At 61.8% G+C, this 22911-nt stretch carries 22 protein-coding genes; 17 read left to right on the forward strand and 5 right to left on the reverse strand.

Annotation, left to right across the window (positions count from 1 at the left end):
* The first annotated feature begins 25 nt into the window (after window positions 1-25).
* The 12 genes from V1292_RS22505 to V1292_RS22560 all read left to right on the forward strand — a co-directional run bounded on the left by V1292_RS22505 (window position 26) and on the right by V1292_RS22560 (window position 13081).
* Window positions 26-1423 (forward strand): sulfatase-like hydrolase/transferase, encoded by a 1398-nt coding sequence (locus V1292_RS22505; RefSeq protein ID WP_334374846.1) that lies wholly within the window; start codon window positions 26-28, stop codon window positions 1421-1423.
* A gap of 31 nt (window positions 1424-1454) precedes the next feature.
* Window positions 1455-2423 carry a Bug family tripartite tricarboxylate transporter substrate binding protein gene (locus tag V1292_RS22510; protein ID WP_334374847.1) on the forward strand — a complete coding sequence of 323 codons (969 nt, stop codon included), beginning with the start codon at window positions 1455-1457 and terminating at the stop codon, window positions 2421-2423.
* Window positions 2424-3486: 1063 nt separating this feature from the next.
* Window positions 3487-3984: an RNA polymerase sigma factor gene (locus tag V1292_RS22515; protein ID WP_334374848.1), complete on the forward strand. Its 498-nt coding sequence runs from the start codon at window positions 3487-3489 to the stop codon at window positions 3982-3984.
* Window positions 3985-4331: 347 nt separating this feature from the next.
* Complete coding sequence (locus V1292_RS22520; RefSeq protein ID WP_334377130.1) at window positions 4332-5051, forward strand: FecR family protein; 720 nt, start codon at window positions 4332-4334, stop codon at window positions 5049-5051.
* Between the two features lie 184 nt (window positions 5052-5235).
* A complete protein-coding gene (locus tag V1292_RS22525) occupies window positions 5236-7674 on the forward strand; it encodes a TonB-dependent receptor (RefSeq protein ID WP_334374849.1) in 2439 nt (812 codons plus the stop codon).
* Between the two features lie 3 nt (window positions 7675-7677).
* Window positions 7678-7938, forward strand: a complete 261-nt coding sequence (locus tag V1292_RS22530; RefSeq protein WP_334374850.1) for a hypothetical protein — start codon at window positions 7678-7680, stop codon at window positions 7936-7938.
* Between the two features lies 1 nt (window position 7939).
* Window positions 7940-8233, forward strand: a complete 294-nt coding sequence (locus V1292_RS22535) for a hypothetical protein (protein WP_334374851.1) — start codon at window positions 7940-7942, stop codon at window positions 8231-8233.
* 7 nt (window positions 8234-8240) lie between these two features.
* Window positions 8241-9893, forward strand: a complete 1653-nt coding sequence (locus V1292_RS22540) for a PepSY-associated TM helix domain-containing protein (protein WP_334374852.1) — start codon at window positions 8241-8243, stop codon at window positions 9891-9893.
* 187 nt (window positions 9894-10080) lie between these two features.
* Window positions 10081-11139: a tonB-system energizer ExbB gene (exbB, locus tag V1292_RS22545; RefSeq protein WP_442895552.1), complete on the forward strand. Its 1059-nt coding sequence runs from the start codon at window positions 10081-10083 to the stop codon at window positions 11137-11139.
* A 3-nt stretch (window positions 11140-11142) separates the two neighbouring features.
* The gene (gene exbD, locus V1292_RS22550) at window positions 11143-11628 is read left to right on the forward strand and encodes a TonB system transport protein ExbD (RefSeq protein ID WP_334374853.1); all 486 of its coding nucleotides are present in this window, start codon (window positions 11143-11145) and stop codon (window positions 11626-11628) included.
* Entirely contained in the window at window positions 11625-12482 is an 858-nt protein-coding gene (locus V1292_RS22555; protein ID WP_334374854.1) for an energy transducer TonB family protein, read from the forward strand. The genes exbD and V1292_RS22555 overlap by 4 nt, the downstream gene beginning before the upstream one ends.
* The gene (locus tag V1292_RS22560) at window positions 12479-13081 is read left to right on the forward strand and encodes an invasion associated locus B family protein (protein ID WP_334374855.1); all 603 of its coding nucleotides are present in this window, start codon (window positions 12479-12481) and stop codon (window positions 13079-13081) included. The genes V1292_RS22555 and V1292_RS22560 overlap by 4 nt, the downstream gene beginning before the upstream one ends.
* Before the next feature lie 80 nt (window positions 13082-13161).
* Here the strand turns inward: V1292_RS22560 and V1292_RS22565 are convergent, their stop codons facing one another.
* Window positions 13162-13980, reverse strand: coding sequence for a nucleoside phosphorylase (locus V1292_RS22565; protein WP_334377132.1), 819 nt, complete (start codon window positions 13978-13980; stop codon window positions 13162-13164).
* A gap of 24 nt (window positions 13981-14004) precedes the next feature.
* Window positions 14005-14673 carry an ArsR/SmtB family transcription factor gene (locus V1292_RS22570; protein WP_334374856.1) on the reverse strand — a complete coding sequence of 223 codons (669 nt, stop codon included), beginning with the start codon at window positions 14671-14673 and terminating at the stop codon, window positions 14005-14007.
* Window positions 14674-14748: 75 nt separating this feature from the next.
* Here V1292_RS22570 and V1292_RS22575 point away from each other — a divergent pair, with 75 nt between their 5' ends.
* From V1292_RS22575 to V1292_RS22585, 3 genes are all read left to right on the forward strand, one after another.
* Window positions 14749-15489: an MBL fold metallo-hydrolase gene (locus tag V1292_RS22575; protein ID WP_334374857.1), complete on the forward strand. Its 741-nt coding sequence runs from the start codon at window positions 14749-14751 to the stop codon at window positions 15487-15489.
* A 4-nt stretch (window positions 15490-15493) separates the two neighbouring features.
* Window positions 15494-16783 (forward strand): MFS transporter, encoded by a 1290-nt coding sequence (locus tag V1292_RS22580; RefSeq protein ID WP_334374858.1) that lies wholly within the window; start codon window positions 15494-15496, stop codon window positions 16781-16783.
* An 81-nt stretch (window positions 16784-16864) separates the two neighbouring features.
* Entirely contained in the window at window positions 16865-17986 is a 1122-nt protein-coding gene (locus V1292_RS22585; protein WP_334374859.1) for a cysteine desulfurase family protein, read from the forward strand.
* A gap of 122 nt (window positions 17987-18108) precedes the next feature.
* Here V1292_RS22585 and V1292_RS22590 read toward each other — a convergent pair whose 3' ends face one another.
* Entirely contained in the window at window positions 18109-18969 is an 861-nt protein-coding gene (locus V1292_RS22590) for a hypothetical protein (RefSeq protein ID WP_334374860.1), read from the reverse strand.
* A gap of 241 nt (window positions 18970-19210) precedes the next feature.
* Between V1292_RS22590 and V1292_RS22595 the strand changes: the two genes are divergently transcribed.
* A complete protein-coding gene (locus V1292_RS22595; protein ID WP_334374861.1) occupies window positions 19211-19636 on the forward strand; it encodes a hypothetical protein in 426 nt (141 codons plus the stop codon).
* Window positions 19637-20108: 472 nt separating this feature from the next.
* Window positions 20109-20483, forward strand: coding sequence for a hypothetical protein (locus tag V1292_RS22600; RefSeq protein ID WP_334374862.1), 375 nt, complete (start codon window positions 20109-20111; stop codon window positions 20481-20483).
* Window positions 20484-20552: 69 nt separating this feature from the next.
* On the opposite strand, the gene V1292_RS22605 is transcribed toward V1292_RS22600, so the two are convergent.
* Window positions 20553-21899 (reverse strand): polysaccharide deacetylase family protein, encoded by a 1347-nt coding sequence (locus tag V1292_RS22605; protein WP_334374863.1) that lies wholly within the window; start codon window positions 21897-21899, stop codon window positions 20553-20555.
* A 130-nt stretch (window positions 21900-22029) separates the two neighbouring features.
* Entirely contained in the window at window positions 22030-22824 is a 795-nt protein-coding gene (locus V1292_RS22610; protein WP_442895553.1) for a polysaccharide deacetylase family protein, read from the reverse strand.
* Window positions 22825-22911 lie beyond the last annotated feature (87 nt).

Consider the following 22911-nt stretch of genomic DNA (forward strand, 5'->3'; position numbering starts at 1 on the left):
ATCCTGTCCGACGAGCACCAGGCGCGTGCGTTGTCGTGCGCGGGCCCACCCCCTGGTCAGGACACCCCACTTGGACAACCTCGCGACGCGCGGTACCCGCTTCACCAACGCGGTTACGCCGAGCCCGATATGCGTGCCTGCGCGTGCGGCCTTCGCCACGGGCCTGCCCGTGCACCAATGCAGATATTGGGACAACTCGTTCGGGTATGACGGGCGCGTCCGCGGTTGGGGACACGCGCTGCAGGAGGCGGGCGTGCCGGTGGAAGCCATCGGCAAGCTCCACTACCAGGACAAGAACCTGCCGACGGGCTTCGATGTCGAGCATGTCCCGATGCATCTGCACAAGGGTGTCGGCATGGTCTGGGCGTCGATCCGCGACCCACTGCCGGAAAAGCCCGGCAAGAAGCGAATGCTCGGCGAATATATCGGCCCCGGCCACTCCGACTACACGCGCTACGACCAGTCAATTGCTGATCTGGCAATCCGCTGGCTCATGGAGAAAGGGCGCGCATCGGCGCGGCCCTGGTGCCTCTATGTCGGCTTTGTCGCTCCGCATTTTCCGCTGGTCGCGCCGCCGGAGTTCTTTCAGCTCTACCCGCTCGAAAGACTTCGCGAGCGGAAGCTTCATCCGGTGGATGGACACAAGCTGCATCCCTGGAACCAGACGCATGAGGATTTCTCGAGCAACGAGGCGACCCTTGTAGACGAGAAGGAGCGCTGCACCGCGATTGCCGCCTACTATGGCCTGGTCTCCTGGCTGGACCACAATGTCGGCCAGTTGCTTGCGGCATTGAACGAAGCCGGACTCGCCGAAACGACGCGCGTCATCTATTCTTCCGACCACGGTGAGAACCTCGGTGCCCGCGGCCTGTGGGGCAAGTCAAATCTCTACCGTGAATCCGTGGACATACCAATGATCATGGCAGGTCCGGACGTCTCGCCGGGGGTATGTGAGACGCCCGTCAGTCTGCTTGATCTGTCGGTCACGATCCTCGAGAGCCTCGGCCTCGATTCTTCCTCGGTGCTCTCCGGCCGGCCCGGCCGCTCATTGTTCGATATCGCGACATCGCCACCCGAACCCGATCGGATTGTGTTCAGCGAGTATCACGCAGTCGGCTCCGACACCGGCGCCTTCATGCTGCGGCAAGGGCGCTGGAAGTACCACCATTACGTGAGATTTCCGCCGGAGTTGTTTGATCTCGCCACCGATCCGGAAGAGACGCGCGACCTCGCGCGAGATCCTGCCTTCGCGGACGTGGTGCGCAGCATGGAGCTCGCGCTGCGATCGATCTGCGATCCGGAGGGTGTCGACGCCGCCGCGAAGGCAGATCAAGCCGCATTGATCGAACGCATGGGAGGGCGAGGGGCGGCCCTGGAACTCGGAAAGGCGGTAGCTGCCGGGACCCCGGTACCCACCGCCTAACGGGAAGTCGACAAGAATAGGGGAGGGTATCGTGCTGTACAGGCTGTTCTCAGCCGTCGCTGCTTCGGTCGTTGCATTCGCTTGCACAAGTAGCCCGTCTCAGGCGCAGGCGGCATGGCCGAAGGAAAAAACGATCCGTTGGCTGGTTGGCGTGGCGCCCGGCGGCGGCGCAGACCCCATAACCCGAGCCGTCACCGAACGGCTGTCGCGAGCCATTGGGGCGACGATCGTCGTCGAAAACAAGCCGGGCGGCAATCAATCCATCGCGGCAAACGAACTGGCGAGATCCGAGCCGGACGGCTACACGATCATGACCGTTGCCGGTCCGACGCTCTACAGCCAACCGGTCCCTGAGATAGGCAATGGCCTCGACCCGGTTGCGCATCTGTCGACCGGACCGCTGCTTCTTGCGGGAACTACGAAGCGCAATCTGGCCGATCTCAGATCGCTTATCGCTGCGATGAAAGACAAGCCTGATGACTGGAGCTACGGCACCGCGGGCGTTGCAACGGTGCATCACATTGCCGGAGAACTGATCAACACCACGGTCGGCGCGAAGATGGAAATGGTACCCTATCGCGGCGGAGCAATTGCGGTAAACGACGCGATTGCCGGCCATATTCCGTTGATCATCATCGGTATCGGGCCGCTGATCCCGCACGTGCAGTCCAACGCTCTGCGCGGCTATGGCGTTACTGCGAAAGAACGCTTTCCGCTTCTGCCTGCGGTGCCAACCATTGCGGAGGCCGGGCTTCCGGGGCTCGAGCTCAGTCAGAATTTCGGTGTTGCGGTCCGAAGCGGCACGCCAAAAGAGCTCGTTGAGCAGCTGAACAGGGAGATCAACGCCATTCTTGCGACCGAAGAGATCAAGAATTTCTTTCTCAGTCAGGGGGCGATCGCCCAGCACAGCACGCCGGAGCAATGGGGCGATTTCTACGCGGCGAAGAAAAAGGAAATGAGTGCTCTCGCCAAACGATTGGGCATAGAGGTCCTGAATTGAAGCGCATGGCGACGGCAATCGCGGCACCTCGTCAAACAGATCCAGCCAGCGGGACTGAAGAACCTTCTGTTCATCGGACCAACTGCGGGCGCGCTACCGGTCCTGCTACGGTCGCCCAACGGTGAAGACGCCGGCGGCGGATTGGCTTGTGGGCCAAGGCATGCGTTTCAATCGGCGGACGTTCAGGCTCCTGTGTGCGGACCTCACATGTCGTTCTACATCGACCACTACATGAGTTCGCATGGTTTTCGGGATCTCGCGTTCATTCAAGAAGCCGGGGCCATTCGAGACTGGGCGAGCGACCGGTATTGTTCTGGGACAATTGCATCGATGTGGCCGGCAACATCATGGTGCGGCGTTTGTTGTCGCCGAGCTTCTCTCCAGGTGGTGCCAGCCACCGGCGGCATTGGCTTTTTGAAAGTTCCGACGGAAGGGGCGCGCCTATCCGAGGCAGGAACGGGCCCCGTGCTTTCGACGTCAGAGGAACGTCGAACGTCGGTCGGATGCTTAGGCCGGCAGCCCCGATCGGTTCGCAGGTGCGGAGGGGCCTCTGTGGGTGAAGTCATAGCGCACCTCTTGAAAGGCACCTTTGGGTTCGAAATGCACCTTATGGTTTGACAAACCTTCGTAACTAATTGATATCGCAGTAAATGCGACCGCCCTCCGAGCGCACCAAACGAATAGGTCATCCAAAGCCGGACTACTGGTCCCCGTCGGCCGCCGACTCCTCCTCCCGTTGGAGGTAAGGGACGCGACGCGGCAGCGCGCCCCGTCACCAATCATCCAACGCAATGCCGATCTGGCTAACGTAGCCATGATCTCACGTCGATATTTTTGCATGCCATGGTCGCAGAAGTGCAACACTCGTAAATGTCTTAGGATTCCCAGCGCCATAAGAAGGGACGTCGTCCAGCGCCGATCGGATTGAATTGCCCAATGATACCAAGTTAGAAACGATCTAAATATATGAGATTGCAAGGGAATTATTGCTTCCCTATGGAGTGACTCTCCGGTTGCAAGCAGGAAGGCGCTCCGACGCATCCTTGCGGCCAAGGGGTATTCCGTGGCGTTCGATGTCCAAGACCTGTTTCGGCGGCATAGCCAGGAGCTAAAGCGCTTCCTGCGGCGGCGCGGTCATAGCGCCGAGACGGCCGCCGACATCACCCAGGATACCTTCCTGCGGGTACTGGCGTCGCCGCCGGGCGAGGTGTGCTCCAACCACAATCCCAAGGCCTATCTGTATCAAGTCTCGCGCAATCTAAGCGTCAACCACCACCGCCGTGAAAGCCTGATCCAGACCACCGACCTTGATGATGCCGCCAAGGTCGCCGATCCGGCGCCGTCGGCCGAGAGAGTCGTCTATTCGCGTCAGTGCCTGGCGCAGACACGGCAGGCGCTGGCCGAGTTGCCCGAGCGCACCCGCATGGCCTTCGAGATGCACCGGCTCGGCGAGCGCACCATCCAGGAAGTGGCGGGGGAGTTGAACCTGTCGACCGGACGGACCTGGGGGCTGATCCGGGAGGCCTATCGGCATCTCTTGACGCGGGTCGACAATCTCTGAGCTTTTTTCAGTTCTAGTGTGAAATTCGCCGCTGCTCGCTTGTATTAGAAGGGCAGGCGCGATTCTCCGACCTATGGTCGCGGCCTGTCGAAGGAATACGAATGAGCGAGGCGAGGCCAGACCAGGATCGGCTGACGGACGAGGCTATTGATCTGGTCATTCGGCTGCAGAATGACCCCGAAAACCTGGTCGCGATCGAGATGGTGCGGGCTTGGCGGGCACGCGGCCCCGAGCACGAAAGGATCTGGGGGCGCGTGGCGAAAGTCCACGGCGCCGCCGGCAAAATTCTCACTGACCGTCGCAGGGCCGAGCGCCGCGAAAGCCTGCGACTGACGCGACGAAACTTGGTGATCGGTAGCGTGATCGGCCTCGGCGCCATCGGCGTCGGTTATTCTGTTCTCCCCGACATCCTCGCCCGCAGCCGTGCTGATCACGTCACCGCAAAGGGTGAAATTCGCCGCGTCACCCTTCCTGACGGAAGCGTGGCGACGCTCGGACCGGACAGCGCGATCGCGGTTGATTTTGCGGTACAGCGCCGCCGCATTGAGCTACTGGCAGGCATGTGTTTCTTCGATGTTGCGTCAGAGCCGCAGCGCCCCTTCTCCGTGCAGATGGCCGAGCTGACAGCGACGGCGTTGGGAACGGCTTTCGACGTTTCCAACGATGACGGTGGCATGCTCAGCGTCGCTGTGGATCACGGCGTTGTCGAGACGCGAGCGCCCAGCTCGCGGCTCGCAACGGGGGCGAGGCTTCAGGCCGGCGAATGGGTGACCTTCGATCGCGCGACACATGCTGTCGAGCGTGGCTCGCGCGAGGCGAGCCACATCGCGTCATGGCGCGAGAATTTCATCATCGCCGAGAAGGAGGCAGTATCGGCGCTGGTTGCCCGTATCGGCCGCTGGATTCCAGGCCGCATTGTGATGGCCGACCCGTTCATCGGTTCACAGCGGGTAAGCGGCATCTTTGATTTGAACGATCCTAAACGCGCGCTAGAAGCCGTTGTTCATCCAGCAGGTGCACGCGTTCGCCAGGTCTCGTCCTTCCTCACGATCGTATCCCCTCTCTAAAACTTTCAGCAAAAAGTGAAAATTCCGAAGCCCCGATTGTATCAGCTATAGGGGCTGGCCCGACCAACACGTTCAGGCACCGCAGGCCCCCCAACGAGAAACTTGGAGTGGCTTTAAGATGGGGCGCGGGGCTCGAATGTTCGCTGACAGGTCCAGAAGAAGCAGGCCGCTAATCGCGGCACTGATGGTGACGACGGCGATCGTCGGCAGTGTCGTCGTGGTCGAGGGCACCGCCTTCGCGCAGAGCGCAGCGCAGGCATCGTTTAATGTCCCCGCTGGCCCGCTCAGTCGCGCGCTGACGACCTTCGGCCGACAGGCTGGCTTGCAAGTCACCTATCTCACGAGCATTGCGGCCGGCAAGGACTCGCCAGGTGTGTCCGGGCCGCTGTCGCGCGAGCAGGCGCTCGCGCGAATCCTGCAAGGTACTGGGCTTACCTACAGTTTCACCAACGCGACCACGGTCGCGATCTCTCAGCCGAACGCGGCCGGTAGTGCTGGTGCGCTGCCACCAGGTGCCATCCCTCTCGATACGATCGAGGTGCAGGGCGCCAATCCGAATTCGACGATGACGCCGATGCCCGCCTATGCGGGCGGACAGGTCGCGACCGGCGGGCAGGTCGGAATGCTCGGCAACCGCAGCGTGATGAACACCCCCTTCAGCCTCACTAGTTACACGAACAAGCTCATCGAAGATCAGCAGGCGCGGACTGTTCAGGATGTATTGAGCAATGATCCCTCTGTTGTAGCGACCACTCCGAATGGTACCCGCCACGACTACCAAGTTATCCGGGGATTTGGGGGGTACTCAACCGACGGCACCCGCACCCTAAATGGTTTGGCGGGTATGGCGCCCATGTTTTTCCCGTCGTCCGATTACATTGAACGCGTGGAGATTCTGAAAGGCCCAAGCGCTCTCCTGAACGGTATGTCGCTTTCGGCCGCAGCGGTTACCGGCGCTCTCGGCGGCTCGGTCAATCTAGTCACGAAGCGCGCACCGGATGAACCGATCACGCAGCTAACTACACGCTATGTGTCGAACTCCCAATTTGGTACACATCTTGACGTCGGCCGTCGGTTCGGAGCAAGCAAAGAGTTCGGGATCCGATTCAACGGATCTATCGACGGCGGTCATACGCCAATTGATAAGCAACGCTCGGAACTCGGTACCGGTGCGCTCAATCTCGACTACACCGGCGAACGTGTCCGCCTGTCAGCAGACCTTGCACATCAAACGCAGGAACTGGATCCGAGCGGGGTATACGTCAACGCTCGGAATATCGCCGGTTCTGCAACATCCTTCCCTGGCGCACCAGATTCGAAAGTGCCTCTCGTTCCTTGGTCGGAATATAGAACCAACTCGACCATGGGAATGATACGAGGCGAAGTCGATTTACTTGAGGACGTCACAGCTTATGCCGCCGTCGGTAAGCAGCATGCAGAAGCCCGCTTGAATGGCTTCGAGAAGGTCAGGCTGCTTGACGGCGCCGGCCGATACAGTATCGCTCCAGAGCAACAACGCTATTCGTGGGACAGTCTGTCTACGCAAGGCGGCATTCGGGCTAAAGCGAATACTGGCCCAGTGGATCACGCTCTGAGCCTTAATCTGTCTCGGTCAGATCTTACGTTTAAAAGGGCAGAGTCCGAAGGATCCACTTCTATAATAGGTTCAATTTATAATCCTGTATTTCCGTTCATTTCTCCTGCTCCTGATCCCGGCGCTCCCAAGAAGAACTTCGATTTGACGGTGTCCAGCATCGGCGTCGCAGACACCTTGTCTGTGTTCAACGAGCGTATCCAACTTACGGCCGGGATTCGATATCAGGAAGTAGGCATCAAAAACTTCGTTACTGCAACCGGACTGCTAAGCTCGGAATACAACGCTAATGCTTGGACTCCTGCATATGCGCTGGTCGTTAAGCCGTGGGAAAACGTTTCGCTCTATGCCAACTATATCGAGGATTTGAGATCAGGAACTATCGTCAGCACGGCGTACGCAAATTCTGGCCAGATACTCCCGCCGTACATCAGCAAGCAGCAGGAGGCCGGTGTCAAAGTCGATTGGGGTCGGGTCACGACGACGGCGGCTGTTTTCCAGATCGCCAAGGCCGCTTCGATTGCGATAGACGATCCGGCGGGCGGGAAACCAACATTGTCGCAGAACGGAGAAGAGCGCGTTCGTGGTATCGAATTTAACGCCTACGGCGAACTCATGCCCGGCGTTCGCCTGCTGGGCGGGCTCACCCTGCTTGACCCCCGCCTGGTCAAAACCGATCGCGGTATTCTCGACGGCAAGAGGAACGATACCGCTCCGAATGTCCGCGCAGTGATCGGAGCGGAATGGGACACGCCCTTCGTGGAAGGGCTGACGCTCACCGGGCGGCTAACCCATACTGGTGATACGGTTGTGTTTACCTCCTCCGGCGTCACCATTCCATCATGGACCACAGTGGACCTTGGCGCACGCTATACCTTCAATTCTCCGTGGAACGAGAAGCCGATCACTGTCCGCTTCAATGTCGATAATGTCTTCGACAAAAACTACTGGGCAGGTACTTATGCGGCTGGCTTCGTGTACCAAGGTCAGCCACGTACCTTTCGCCTCTCGACCACGTTCAATTTCTGAATCATGATCGTGGTGCTGGCATTGACTTTGACCGTTCTAGGCTGTGCGTGCCTCTACCTTGCCAACCCAAATCAGAAATGGCTGTCGCTGGTTCCACCGCGACGGCCGTTGCTGGCGGTGGGAAGCCTGCTGCTGATCGCCGGCCTTGCCGCATGGATTGCGGCATTGCGGCCCTTGGTTGGTTTCTTCGTAGCGCTGCATGTTGCGATGGTTTGTCTCTTCGCCTTTCCTTATTCGGCCGCCCTTCTTCGACGGAAGAGCTGACATGCCAGGCGACATCCGTCCCGACTGGTGGGGAAAGGCCAGCGCTGGCGCGATCCTTGGTTTGGGGTTGGCGCTCTCGCTGGTCGGTCTTTACGCCTACCTGGGACCGGGGGGCATCGATGCGCCAGTTGGGCGCTACTCGCTGATGCGCCATTTGGAAGCATTTGTCTGGATTATGGTTTTCGGTTTCTGCTTTCTGTTTCGCAGCGGTCGCGCAGCATGGGCATGGCTCGGCGCGGCGAACCTGATCGCCTTCGCGGCGCTGTTTGCCTGCCGCTTCTATTTCTTCGCGTGAGGGCAACATGATCCGCGCCGATATCGTCAAGCACTACAAGACCGTCCACACCTGGACCGGCGTTACTTGCGGCTTGGCGCTGTTCATTGCCTTCTATGCAGGCGCGCTCACGATGTTTCAGGAGCCCATAGCGCGCTGGGCGTCGCCGCCTGCCGTGGGTGTGGCAGCGGTTTCGTTGGACGACGCGCCCCGTCTCCTCGAATTGGTAGCCGCCGCCCACCCTGAAGCGCGCAGGCAAGGCATGACGCTGCATTTACGGGGACACGAGAACGAGCCCGCGCGCGTAACTTGGGAAGAAGACAAGCCTCACCAAGCGGGGCAGCCCCATGAGCATACCCACTGGTGGGCGACGCTTAAGCATGACGGCACGCTGCTGGCAAAGCAGGAGGAGCCGTCCGAACTGGCAGAGTTCATCAATGGCGTCCATATGCGCGTCGGGATTCCACAACCATGGGGATCGTACCTCATGGGGGCGGTCTCGCTGCTCTACGGCGTGGCGCTGATCGCCGGCGTGATCATTCTGCTGCCGTCGCTCGTAAAGGACTTCCTTGCGCTGCGTATCGGCAAGAACCTCAAACGCATGTGGCAGGACGCGCACAACGTCGTCGGGATTGCAGCATTCCCGTTTCACCTTGTGATTGCTGTTACCTCAACAGCTTGGGGGTTCGGCGGTCCGCTCTGGTCAGCGCAGGAGAGCGTGATCTTCGGCGGTAGGCAACAGGCTGTGATGAAACGCGATTTCGAGCGGTGGCTTCCACCTAAGCCGACCGGGGATGCGGGTGTGATGATGCCGCCCGCGCAGTTGCTCCAACGCCTGAACGCTCAGGTGCCGGATTTTGAGCCCAAAGTCATGATCTTCAAGAATTTCGGAGACAAAGCCGCTGCCGTGAAATTCGTCGGAGCCGAGCGCGGTTATGTCGGGGATACCACTTTTGGGGGCGTCATGCTGAGCGCCGTCACCGGCGAATTGGTCAACGACCGCGCGCGTCCATCGCGTCAGGATCCGGACCGGCGAGCCTCGACAACGATCTTCGCCCTACACACCGGGGAATATGGTGGGGTGACGATTACTTGGGCCTATTTCTTCCTCGGATTTTCCGGGGCATGGCTGTTCTATTCGGGCAACCTGCTGTGGATCGAGACGCGGCGGAAGAAGGCGCTCAAGGGCGGCGAGGTCGAGCAGTCGCGCTCGACGCGCCTTTTGGGCAGCGCGACCGTAGGTGTTTGCCTCGGCTGCGTCGCGGGCATCTCGCTCACCATCGTTGCCGCCAAATGGCTGCATGGTCGCGTAGTCGATCTCAATCATTGGCATGAGCTTGTTTATTACGCGGTGTTCCTCGGTTCGGTTGCATGGGCCTTCGCATGGGGCGCGGCGCGCTCCGCCGTGCATCTGCTATGGCTCTGCGCTGCCGCCACGATGGCGATCCCACTGACCACGCTCATCGCGCTGCTGTTCCCGGTGCTGGGCATGTGGGCGCATAGCAGTGCGGCAACCATTGGCGTCGATGTTGTCGCTTCTATCGGCGCGTTCTGCTTCGCCTGGATGGCGATCGCCACCACACGCCGGATCAGGAGCGGTCCCGCCGACAGCATCTGGTCCATCCGCAGGGCCAATGGCCGCACGGTGTCGCATGAGGCTGCCGTGATGCCGGCGGAATGACCTGTACGGGCCCACAGCCAGCGCCTGCGCGCCCGAAACTGAATAGGCATGTCAACAACGAGCTTCCCTACCGGGAGGTGCGCCGCAAGCCAGCCAGCTCCGGACCTCCAGAGCAAGCCAGCCAGCGGATACTTCTCAACAGAAAGAACCAGAAATGAAGCGTGCCTCTGAAGCAGCATTAGGAAGAATGCCGATCCGAAAGATCGCGCGCGTCGTGCTCGCGTCGCTGCTTATGTTTGCAAGCGTGTCCGGCCCCCTGCGCGCGCAGGAGCAACAACCGCAACAGCAACCCGCTGCGGCGCCTCAGCCACCGGCGGTATCTGCGCCACCTGCGCCGACCGCTGATCCAGCACCCGCTCCGCCTGTATCGGCCGCACCGGGCGAACCTCTCTCCGGAGTGCCTGCGGCCGATCCGTTGACAGAACTGCCGGCCGCCACACCGCCGGCGACGACCGCGCCCGCGACACTGCCGCACGACTTGTCGCCGTGGGGCATGTTCATGCAGGCCGACATCATCGTGAAGGCGGTGATGATCGGTCTGGCCTTCGCCTCGCTAGTGACGTGGACGGTGTGGCTCGGCAAAGGGCTCGAACTTGCAGGCGCCAAGCGCAAGGCGAGAAGCGCGACGCGCAAACTGCAGCGCGCCGACAGCCTTGCCGAGGCGACAATCGCGATCGAGGCAGGGTGGACGCGAAGCGGTCCGGTTGCGGATCTCGTACAGGCCGCCGCGCGAGAACTGAGACGCTCGCCCGACCTGTCAGCGGAAGGCGTGAAGGAGCGTCTCGCCATCGCTCTGTCGCGGATCGAAGCCAGCGGCGGCCGCAACATGGCGCGCGGCACCGGCCTCCTGGCGACGATCGGTGCGACCGCTCCCTTCGTCGGCCTGTTTGGCACCGTGTGGGGAATTATGAATTCCTTCATCGGCATTTCGCAGTCGAAGACCACGAATCTTGCTGTGGTGGCGCCTGGCATCGCTGAGGCGCTACTCGCGACCGCGATCGGTCTGGTCGCCGCGATCCCGGCCGTCATCATCTACAACGTGTTCGCGCGTGCGATTGCTGGATACCGCGCGCTGCTCTCCGACGCCTCCGGCGAAATCCTCCAGCATCTCTCGCGCGACCTGGAACGACGCGAGAGGGACTACGCCGGTCCTCAAGCCTCTGCGTCCCCGGATTACCACACGGCCATACGTGATCGTGCTGCCGTCGATCGCCCGCCGCGCACCGCGCTTCGTTCCGCGGAGTGACCGATGGCCGTTACCCTCAAAGATCCGCAGGACGGCGACCTCACGGAGGTTAGCGACATTAACGTCACGCCGTTTATCGACGTGATGCTCGTGCTGCTCATCATCTTCATGGTGGCAGCGCCTTTGTCCACGGTGGACGTGGCTGTCGATTTGCCAGTATCGAATGCGCTGCAGCAACCGCGGCCGGACAAGCCGATTTTCCTGACCGTGAAGTCGGACCTCACACTGGCACTCGGGAATGAGGACGTTCCGCGCAGCGTGCTGCAGGCCACGCTCGATCGGCAAACGAATAACGACCGCGAGCAGCGAATTTTCCTGCGCGCCGATGGCGTCGTAGCCTATCGCGAACTGATGAACGTGATGAACCTGCTGCGCCAAGCTGGTTACCTGAAGATCGCGCTGGTCGGATTGGAAGACATCGGGCAGGTCACGGCTGCCGGCGGCTTGCCGGCGTCTCCGCCACCAACCGGAGGGCCGCCGCAGCGATGATCGACTGGCGCGATCCCGACGGCCGGCCCGACCGCAACATCACCGCGCTCTCCGTGATACGATGGACCGCTGCGGCGATCGTTGTCGCGGCCGCGCATGGCGGCGGGGCGTGGCTCGCACTCAATTGGAAGCCCGCAATGGCCGTGGGCGAGCCACCGCCCGCCGTGATGATCGAACTGGCACCATTGGCGGTCTCGCCTGAAGCGCCGCAGCAGGACGTGGCCCCCGGGCCGCAGATGACGGAGGCGCAAACCGAGCCTACGCCTGAAGAGCCTGAGAAACCCGTCGAAAAGCCTGAAGAGGTGCAGGAGCCTGTCCCGCAGGACGTGGTCGAGAAGCCGATCGAGAAGCTGCCCGAGAAAGAAAATGCGGAGGCGGTACTTACCCCGCCGTCACCGGAGCCGCCAAAACCCGAACCCGTCAAGAAGCCGCCGCCCAAGGTGAAGACAGTCGAAAAGAAGAAGCCGATAGATCCGAAGAATATCCGCGCGCCACAGACCACCGCGCCGCCGACATCGCAAGCTCAACGCTCAGATCGCGCGGCGGCGTCACATGCCAGTGCGTCATTTGATCCATCGATGTCACCTGCGTCTTGGCGCGGTGCGCTGATGGCGCATCTCAATCGCCACAAGCGTCCGGCGGCCGCGGCCGGCACCGTCGTCATAATGGTTGCCTTCACCATCGATCGCTCGGGCCGGGTGCTTTCGTCACGGCTGGTTCGATCATCCGGCGATTCCGCGCTTGATGCGGAGGCGGTCTCGTTGCCGCGCCGCGCCAGCCCGGTGCCCGCACCGCCTCCCAATGTCGGCGGCGGCTCCGTCACGCTCGCCGTTCCCATCAGGTTCAAGCGATGATGTCTCGCAGCGCCGCTTCGCTGATCTGGCTTGCCTCAATCCTCCTGGCTGCGATGGTGGATGAGGCTGTTGCGCAGCAGCCGGTATCCTCGCCGCGTCCGGTACAGACGCCGACAGTGCAACAGCCGACGCCGCCTGCGATGACACTGCCAAACGGCGCGTCGTCGATCAACGAGACTTATGGCGACTGGACCGTGGATTGCCGCATCGCCAACAACCAGAAGCAATGCTTGCTGTCCCACGCCCAGGGCAACAACCAGACCGGACAACGCATCTTTGCGATCGAGCTGCGCCCGCCCAGCGAAGGCAAGACCGAAGGCGCCATCCTGATGCCGTTCGGGCTCAATCTCGACAGCGGAGCGATTCTCAAGCTCGACGACAAGGACCTCGGCAAAGGATTGCGATTTTCTACCTGCGTGCCGCAGGGCTGCCTCTTGCCGGTTAGCTTCCCAGCAGCGGCGACCGACGCCATGCGCAAGGCGGGAAAACTTGTCGTCGCATCCCTCAATCTGTCCAGCGGTGACGCCGTTACCTTCAATGTGTCATTGAACGGCTTCGGCACAGCACTCGATCGAATGACCCAACTCGCGAGCCGGTAAACGATCGAGTTGCCGCCCGATGGCTTCCGCGTAGGCGACTAGGTTGCGGTGGACGGGGGCCCCGACTTGCATGATCGCTGCTAACTGCGCCAGGCGCGAGCCGTGGCAGCGACGACGGCCAGCGTCGCCTCTGCGCCGTCGGCTTCGCCCTTCTCGAAATCTCCCTCTGTCTGCGCCATGGCGTTGGTCACATGGGCGAAACAGACCACCGAATGACCACTCGTCGTACTGAAGGCATACAGGGCTGCGGCTTCCATTTCGACGGCCAGCGCGCCCAACTGGCGTGCCCGTGCGATCGCCGACTTGGTCTCGCGATAGGGAGCATCCGTCGTCCATGTCGCGCCTCGATGTAGCGCGATGCTTGGCAGGGCGCGTCCGTCCTGTTCCACGCGAGCGAGAAGCGGCGCATCGGGCGCATCGGCGAACGTGGAGCCCGGCAGATAGTGATAGCTCGTTCCTTCGTCGCGGAGCGCGCGATCGATGAGCACGAAGTACGGCGTGGGTCCGATCGGAGTAATCTGGCCAGCGGACGTCACGCTGATGAGCAGCCGGCAACCGGATGCGAAAAGCTGCTCGGCGACCAGCACGGCAAAGGGCGCGCCGACGGCGCAGCCGACGATGCCAGCTTCGCCGATGCCGGCGATATCGAAGGCGAGAAGTTCGGTGTGATAGCAGGCCCATCCTTCATGGATGCGGCCCGTGCCCGTCCGTTTGAGGTGGCGGACGACATCGCCGTCGGGATCGAGCACGCAGATTTCGGGGACGGCGACGAGTGGCAACCCCCTCTGCCTGCGCGCCTCCCTCAAGAGGGCTTCCGGTCGGAACACTGAGGGCGCCCTGTGGTCCTTCCCGTCAACGATCGGCCAAGCGCTGTCTGCGCGATCAATTTTCTTGTCCATGATGTGCACCAGGATCAGCTTGGCTCAGGCGAGAGATTCGACCGGTAGACCAGCGGCCTTCCACTCGGGGTAGCCATCTTCGAGCCGGCGGACGCGGTAGCCGCGGGTTCTGAGCGCTGCCACAGCTTCAAACGAAAGGACGCAATAGGGTCCCCGGCAGTAGGCAATCACCTCTCGGCTTTTGGGAAGTTCATCCAAGCGCCGTTCCAGTTCGGCGAGAGGAATATTGAGAGCCCCCGGAAGATGGCCCAGCGCAAACTCGTCTTCAGGTCTCACATCGAGCACTGTGACCAGATCGTCGCGCAATCTGGCGACCAGGTTATCGCGGGATACTGGTTCGAGCGCATCTCGCGCCTGAAAATAATCAGTCACGACTCGGCCGATCTCGGCAACATTTCGCTCGCCGACACGCCCGAGAGCTTTGATCAGTGCGACCACTTCGGTATCACCAGCCAAGCGATAGAGAATGTATTTGCCGCGACGCTCCGTTTCGACGAGGCGTGCCCGCCTAAGGATCTGCAGGTGGCGCGAGGTATTGGCAAACGTCAGATGCGCCCGATCGGATAGCTCCTCGACGGTCCGCACGCCTTGGCCGAGGTGCTCCAGGAGTTCAAGCCGGTGAGCGTGACCCAGCGCCTGCGCCACTTCGGCGAGGTTCTCGTAGATCGCCTGTTTAGGTCCGGTGCTTGACACGGCTACTCCTAGATATATCATTCAGCAGATCGATTGAATGTTCATTTAGCTGCTCTCAGAGGGGAGTGCAAGCCCATGATCCTGCGTCAATTCTTGCATCGTGATCCGGTCGGCATCTCGTACCTCTTCGGCTGCGGCGGCAAGGCAACGGCGGCCGTGGTTGACCCCGTTGGCGATATCCAACCCTACCTCCAAGCCGCAGAAAATGCCGGCATGAAAATCAACTTCGTGATCGACACGCACGTTCACGCGGACCATATCTCCGCCGGGCGGGCGCTCGCGGAGGCGGCCGACGCCCCGTATGTGCTCTCGGCCGAGGCGGGCGTCGCGTTTCCGTTCAAAGGCGTGCGCGAAGGAGAAATCCTTCCTCTCGGCAACGTCACTGCAAAAGCTCTGCACACACCCGGCCACACGCCCGAGCACATCTGCATTCTCGTGACCGACCACACCCGAGGCGAAGAGCCCTGGTTCGTCCTGAGCGGCCACACGCTGATGGTCGGCGATCTCGGCCGCACCGAGCTTGCGACGAGCGCCGAAGAAGGCGCGAAGCAATTGTTCCGTAGTGCACGTCGGCTGAAGGAGCTTCCAGATGACGTCGAGGTGCTCGCGGGCGCCTATGCCGGCTCAGTCTGCGGCCGGCGGCTCAGCGGCAAGCCATGGTCGACCATCGGCTTCGAGAAACGGCACAATCAGGCGTTCATGATCGCGGATGAAGCCGAGTTCATTCGCTTCATGGTGTCGGAGATTCCGCCGGCACCGCCGGAGGCCGCGACGATCAGGGCCGTCAATTCGGGCGTCGCGGCTGAAGCTGCGTGATCCGATGAGCGAAGCTGTATCGAGTCCACAAGCTTCCCCATCAGTCAGGCTCGGCCTGAAGGAGAACTGGCCGCAATTCGCTTTGCTTGTCCTGATCAACGCCTTCGTCGGCGGGATGGTCGGAATCGAGCGAACCGTCGTGCCGCTGATCGGCGCCGAGGAGTTCAGAATCGGCTCGACGACGCTTGTCGTCTCTTTCATCGTCAGCTTCGGAGTAGTGAAGGCCTGCGCCAACCTGGTTTCCGGCCAGCTTGCCGACATCTGGGGGCGCAAGCGCGTTCTCATTCTGGGCTGGCTCGTTGGGCTACCGGTGCCGTTCATGATCATCTGGGCACCAAGCTGGGAGTGGGTGATTGCCGCCAATGCCCTGCTCGGCATCAACCAGGGCTTTGCCTGGTCGATGACGGTCATCATGAAGATCGATCTTGTCGGACCGAAGTCGCGCGGACTGGCCGTCGGCCTGAACGAGTTCGCTGGCTACCTCGCCGTTGGCGTCACCGCGTTCCTCACCGGCTATATTGCGTCGGAATACGGGCTGCGTCCGGCGCCGATTTATCTCGGCGTTGTCTATGCGATCCTGGGCGCCGCGCTCTCGATCCTTCTGGTGCGCGACACCCGCGATCACGTTCGGCTCGAGACCGCGGGCCATGCGCGGCAGGCAGCTCCGATCCGTTTCAGGGAGATTTTCCTCCTCACCTCTTTCAAAGATCGCAACCTGTTCGCGGCTTCGCAGGCCGGACTCGTCAACAACCTCAATGACGGCATGAGCTGGGGAATCTTCCCGCTGTTCTTTGTGTCGTTCGGACTGACGGTCGAGCGCATCGGCATCCTGAAGGCAGTCTATCCAGCCACCTGGGGCATCCTGCAGATCGCAACCGGCCCGCTGTCAGACCGCTGGGGCCGCAAGGGCCTGATCGCGGGAGGCATGTGGATTCAGGCCGCGGCCCTGTTACTGACTGCCGCCACCAGTCGTTTCGAGTGGTGGCTCGTCGCGAGCCTCCTGCTCGGTCTCGGCACAGCCATGGTCTATCCGAGCCTGATCGCCGCGGTCTCCGACGCATCGCATCCGAGCTGGCGCGCCCGCTCGCTCAGCGTTTACCGGTTCTGGCGCGATCTCGGCTACGCGATCGGCGCGCTGTCGGCCGGCATCATCGCCGACCAATTCGGGCTTGCAGCGGCGATCATCTCGATCGCGGCGCTGACGTTCGTTTCTGGCGTCGTCGTTGCGGTGTTCATGCGCGAAGGCGCGACCGGCGCTGGACCTGCCACCACCACCGCGGCGGTCACGAAATGAATGACGGACGCTGCGCTGCCGTAGCGATCCTGGATCCAGAGCAGTGCAGCGTCCCTAGTTTCAAAAGTGAGTCTCACTGATATGCCCCCGATCTATCTCGACTACAACGCGAGCACGCCCATCGATCCGGCGGTGGCGGCAGCTATGCGGCCGTTCCTGGACGAGGCGTTTGGGAATCCGTCCAGCGAACATTGGGCCAGCACGCCGGCAAAAGCCGCCCTGGAGCAGGCCCGTGGCCAAGTCGCCGCGCTGCTCGGGGCCGCGCCCGACGAGATCGTTTTCACCAGCGGCGGCAGCGAGGCAAACAACTTGGCAATCAAGGGCACCTTCTTCGCGCTGAACCGCAAAGGTGCGCACATCATCACCTCGGCCGTCGAGCATCCCGCTGTTCTTGCTCCGTGCCGGTTTCTCGAACGGTTCGGCGCTGCGGTCACTTACCTTCCGGTCGATCGCACGGGCCGGGTCGATCCGGAGGACGTACGCCGCGCCATTACTCCGCAGACGGTCCTGATCAGCATCATCCACGCTAACAACGAGGTGGGCACAATCCAGCCGATCGAGGAAATCGGCGCGCTCGCACGCGAGCGCAGGATACGTTTTCACACTGATGCAGCGCAGTCGGTCGGAAAGATACCGACCAAAGTCGGCAACCTCGGCGTCGATCTGCTGTCGATCGCAGGTCACAAGCTCTACGCCCCCAAGGGCGTCGGCGCACTCTATGTACGAAGCGGCGTCGAACTGGAGCCGTTGATCCACGGCGCAGGCCACGAGATGGGGCGTCGTGCCGGGACCGAGAGCGCACTGCTGGCGGTCGGGCTCGGGACGGCCTGCGTGCTGGCCACAAACGTTGCGCCGATGGAGCGCATCCAGTCGGTACGTGATCGCTTCTGGCAGGCACTGCAGGATCGTTTTGGCGATCGTGTCGTGCTTAGTGGCCATGCGATAGATCGTTTGCCCAACACGCTCAACGTATCGTTCGTGGACAGGATCGGCGCGGACATACTGAGAGAGCTGCACGGTGTCGCAGCATCCACGGGTTCGGCGTGCCATTCGGGGCACATTGAGCTCTCGCCCGTTCTCGCCGCGATGGGCATACCCGAGAGAATTGGAATGGGAGCGATCCGTTTCAGCTTGGGAAGGGCCACCACGTCAGACGAGATCGATGATGTGGTCACACGTCTGGCCAGAATCGGATCGGCCTGATCGCTTGCGTGCGGCTGATTAGGTGTCGTTCAAAGCCCGCCGTTTCTCCGCCAACAGGAGGACAGGCTCGTTCGTCCAATCGCTCCCAGCATGGACATCCAGGCCCGCTTCGAGCAAGCCCGTCACGGCTTGGCAGCGCTCGGCCGAGGTCTTAGCGGAATTTGGAACGTCTTGTATCGCGCGATCTCAGGAAAGCTTTCCGCGGCGCGGGTAGAGACTAACCCGACGACCGCGGCCGGAACTTCTTTGCCGACCAGCCGACTGATCGCCGTGGTTTGACCTTTGCTCAGTTGGACGTCGGGCGCACCCGCTGCCGCCATCGCGGTCCTGACGCGGCCGATCGACGACTCGGAATATCTATCGTCGATCGCAATTGTCTTACCGGCCAGGTCGGGGACCGCCTTGACGTCGGGACCTGTCACGAGGACGGCCACGAGAGCGTCCAGCGACGCATCCAATGTCGGGACCGACATTCGCTCCGCGACGGCAGATGCGGCCGCCACCTGCTCCTCTGTCGTTCGGGTTGGCGGAACGTCAGTCGTTGGATGCGGATCGGTGGCGCTTGCTGGAGGCGCTTGGGAAGCAACGGCATTGCCCGTCGTCTGCTGGTTCGCTTGCGGAGAAGGAACCGGTATGGGAATGGCGGCTTTCGCCGCGACCTTGATTGGCTTGGGTGTTCGACGGACCGCGTGGTCCGCGTGAGATCGGGGCGGCCTGTCGCCGCGCAAGGCGACGGCGGACACCGGTTTCGTTGCGGCAGAATCGCTCTCATACGACTCAGGTTCGATCGGCACATGAACCGCGGTCAGACAGGCTAACGGGTTCAGGCCAACGCAGGATGGCTGTGTTGGTTGTTGGCTACTGCAACCGACCAAGGCGACGGCCAGGGCGCAAATAAGGAGCGTCCTCAATCGATCCTCCTGAAAGAGGTTGAGTGCTGCCCGCAATTCTTGCGGCTTAAGGGAGTTTGCGCTGATCCTCAATCAATGATGCAAAACTGTTAAATGCGCATTAAGCGTAGGCCACGCGTAGCCTGATGCACCGGCATGGTTAATGCGTGAGCCGGTGCCGCTTCGGATGAACAGAAGCGACTTCGGCACTATCCCACGGTGCTTGCATTCACACGTCTGCCTTTTCGTTGCTTTCTTCCATGCAGGATTTCGCCACGAATCGGTCGCCATGCTCATGCGCTGGGGTTTTTCATCGGGTGATGGAGAATGACCGATGGCGAGTATCGAACGACTTCACAAAACTGCGCCGCTGGATTTAGCCAAGCTTGAGGAAGATGTCGTAGGGAGCCTTCCTGCGATCAGGGCGGCTCCATCGGGGCCGATGCCGGACTACGTCGAGCATGAAGAGGGCGTTACGCGCGTCGGCGCGCTCTCGGCCGAGGCCGTGGTACGCGACTATGAAGCCGCGGCCAAGGAAATCGAAGCAATGGGAGCAGAGCTGATCAACGCAGCGAAGAAATGCGAGGCAATGACCGCCGAAGTGCATAATGCCATTGCCTTCATGCGCGATACCGCGGCGTCGTATCGTGAGGAAGCCAAGAAGATCTTCAAGCGCATCGAGGAATGCTCGATCTTCACAGAACAGGTTCGGAAGACCTGCGAGACCGTCAAACTCAAGATGGTCGAAGGCAAACCATAGCCGCGTTGAGCCATCCGGAACATCGATCAGCTTTGTCGTCCCGACGGGAAGACTTGTTTTTGAATAGCGTGTGTGAATTGCGGCACACGGCTGGTGCCACGAATCAGCTTATTTTGAAGTCTCCTCCCTAAACTTGTACCCGCCGTAAATGGCGGGTCTCCTTTGCGGTATCCGGCAATAGGGATCGTACGGCGTCGGTGCTGCGATGGCCGGGGACGCCTGATCGGCCGGTCTGCGCTCAGACCAAAAGTTGCAGATTTTTGCCCTGCACAATCGGTTACGGTGAGGCAGGTGCGTGTCCGCAATGACACGCCGCCGCAATTCCTGTGGGACGGGGCGCGGGTTGACGCCCCTGCCGTCGCACCGATCGCGTAAACTGAATGAGCCGGCCGGCGACTGATTCCCGCTGGCTTCGCCGCGGTTCGGCGCTTCCAAGACGTTCGAGGCTACCAAGACCACCCGGAGCATCTTCATGCTGTTTCTGAGCTACGCCTATCGATTCCTCTCCAACTTCGTGTTCCTGGCGCTGGTCTATTTTGCTCTGAATTTCCTCGAAAAGTATCAGCATCGCGTGGTCGTCGCGGTTCTCGTGCTGGTCTATGCCGGCATGCATGCGGCGTCCGCGCTGCGATCGTTTCACTTCTTCCAGCGCATCGAAAGGCTGGAACTGGAGGCCCGCCGCTTGGTGGCGGCGCTGGGCGAGGGGCCGAGTTCGACGTCTACGCGCAAGCAGGTGATCGCTGAAGTCAGCGGGCTCCGCCAAGCCGGCGAGATCAAGGCCTATATCGACCTGCTGTTTCTCGCCATCGTCATCCTGCTCTGCATTGCCAAGATCGTGGCCAGTTGAGCCTTTGTTGCGATGGCGGGCGAGCGGTGCCCGACGTCAGGAAAACGAATAGGCCAGGACCGCGCCCGATCAGCGCTTTTTCAGACCAGCAACGCGAACCGACCGCGCATTCCGCTTGGCTTGTGCCGCCGGCTTCGGCGCGGTCCCGCTGGCGCCCTCCGGCGCCTGCGCGGTCTGTCCGGAGGGGACCGGCGGCTGAGCGGTCGCTGCGCGGTCGTGGCGACGGGATTTCCCGGCGAGCCTTGCCGAGGAGACTTCCGTTGACCGAACTTGCGCAACCGACGTCGTCCGCCGCGCGGACAAGGCCAACATGGCTACGCGCGTCGATTCCGGGATATTGAAAATACTCTCCGCCGGAATCGGCAGCGCGGCCAGCGTGCCGACTGGCGACAAACTCGTCTGGCGCGGCCACGGCGTTGCCGGTGGCAGGGGTACGCCGCGCCTGCGTCGCGGGGCGTGCGCACCAAGATCGGCCGTGTGCCAGTCGAGATCGGACAACGCAGGAACGGGGAGCTCGGCGGGGCCGGCAGCAGCGAATTTCGAGACCTTCGGCCAGCGCGAAATCGCCACCACTTCCGACGGCGGACGCAACTGCCATTGCTGCGGCTCGGTCGGCGTCGCCGGCCGCTCCGGCGTCGCCGGCACCACATGGACGATGCGATAGCCGCGCGCCTTCAGTTCGCTCAGGATTCTCGGCAGCGCCGTGACCGTGCGTGGCTGAATGTCGTGCAGCAGCAGGATGCCCTTGCCCTTTCGCTCCAGCCGCTGCATCGCGAGCTCATAGACGCGATTGGCGGAGACGTCGCGCCAGTCGTCGGCCGGGAAATCGGCGCTCCAGAGCTGAAGTCCCTTGGAAGCGGCGAATTCCTCGATCTCGTCGGTGCGGCGCAGGCCGGGAATGCGCAGGAACGGCGCCGGCGCGGTGCCGTCGCCGAGCGCTGCGGTCACCGATGCGATGCCTTGTTCGATCTCGTGTTTTGAGCGATCGAACGGCAGGCGATCCATGCCTGCGGGATGATTCTGGCTGTGGGTGGCCACCGTGTGGCCGGCATCGCGTACCTTGCGAACGCCTTCGGGATTGGCGTTGGCCTGGCTTCCGACCAGGAAAAAGGTCGCCTTCGCGCAATGGGCGGCGAGAATATCGAGAATCTGGTTGCTGTATTTCGGCAGCGGCCCATCGTCGAAGGTCAGCACCACCTCATGGTCTTCGAGCGGCAGCGTCTTGCCATACTGCATGGTGCCGATGATGGGATAGGCGCGCGGATCGACGACGATGGTGCGTGACGTGCCGATGGCGTCAGGATGACCCGGGCACTCGGCGGCGGAAGCTGTTTGTACGGTGAGGCAGGCCAGCACTCCCATGCACAAGGCGGCCCATGGCCGGGCTCGGGGGCCTTCGAATACGCTAACGATCATTGAACACCGGCTTCATTCCAACCCTTGGTCCTGACGCCAGCACCAAGGTTCAATCTTTCAGGCGGGCCATGCTTACACGAGACGCGATGAATCGTGCTTTAATCGACTGAACTTCATGCCGATTTTGGCTCTAATGTGCCTTGCCAGACACGGTTTTGGCATCTGCCGGGACGACGTGGACCACGCGGTAGTGATTGTCGCGGAGGTAGCGCAGAAAGGCCGGCAGCATCGAAGCGGTCTGCGCTTTCGGATCGTGCAGCAGGATGATGCCCTTGCGGGCAATTTGCAGCCGGTCCGTGAGCAGTTTCAATTGCTGCGCCGGCGTCATCGGGGTCCAGTCGCTGGCCCAGAGATCGGCGCCGAACACGGCGATGCCGCGCTTTTGCAAGGTCTCCAGCATGGCGGGCGTCATTTCAAAATAGGGGAAGCGAAAGAATGGCGTGGTCGGGGTCTTGTTGGCCGTGCCGTGCAGCGCCCTTTCGACCGCCGCGATGCCCTTGTCGATCTCGCCGATGGCAGCCTCCGGCTTCATGTATTTGAGATTGTGGTGGGTCCAAGTGTGGTGCGCGATGGTATGGCCGTGGGCGGCCATTCTTCGCACCAGTTCGGGATGTTCGGAGGCGCGCCTTCCGAGCAGGAAGAAGGTGGCGCGGACGCATTCCTGCGCCAGTGCCGCCAGTATCTTCTGGTCCGTCGGCCGCCACGGTCCGTCGTCGAAGGTCAGCACCACCTCGCGGTCTTCCAGCGGAAGCGTCTGTGGAAAGCTCTTGAGGCCCACGCGCGGGTGGGTAGCGGCGTCCAACGCGAGAACGCGTGAGGTGCCGAGCGCGTCCTTGCGGGGACATTCGGCAGCCGTCGCTGCCGCAGCCAAGGTCATCAATGCCGCGGCCGCCATGAACGATGCCACGCTGAAATGTCGGGTCATTTGCGGTTGGACATATTTGGCATTGCGCTCGGTGTTGCCGATTGGGTAAGCGTGCAGCGTAACTCAGGCAAGTTCCCTTTCATCTGT

This window comes from Bradyrhizobium sp. AZCC 1719, from assembly GCF_036924525.1.
In the GTDB taxonomy this organism is placed as follows: Bacteria; Pseudomonadota; Alphaproteobacteria; order Rhizobiales; family Xanthobacteraceae; genus Bradyrhizobium.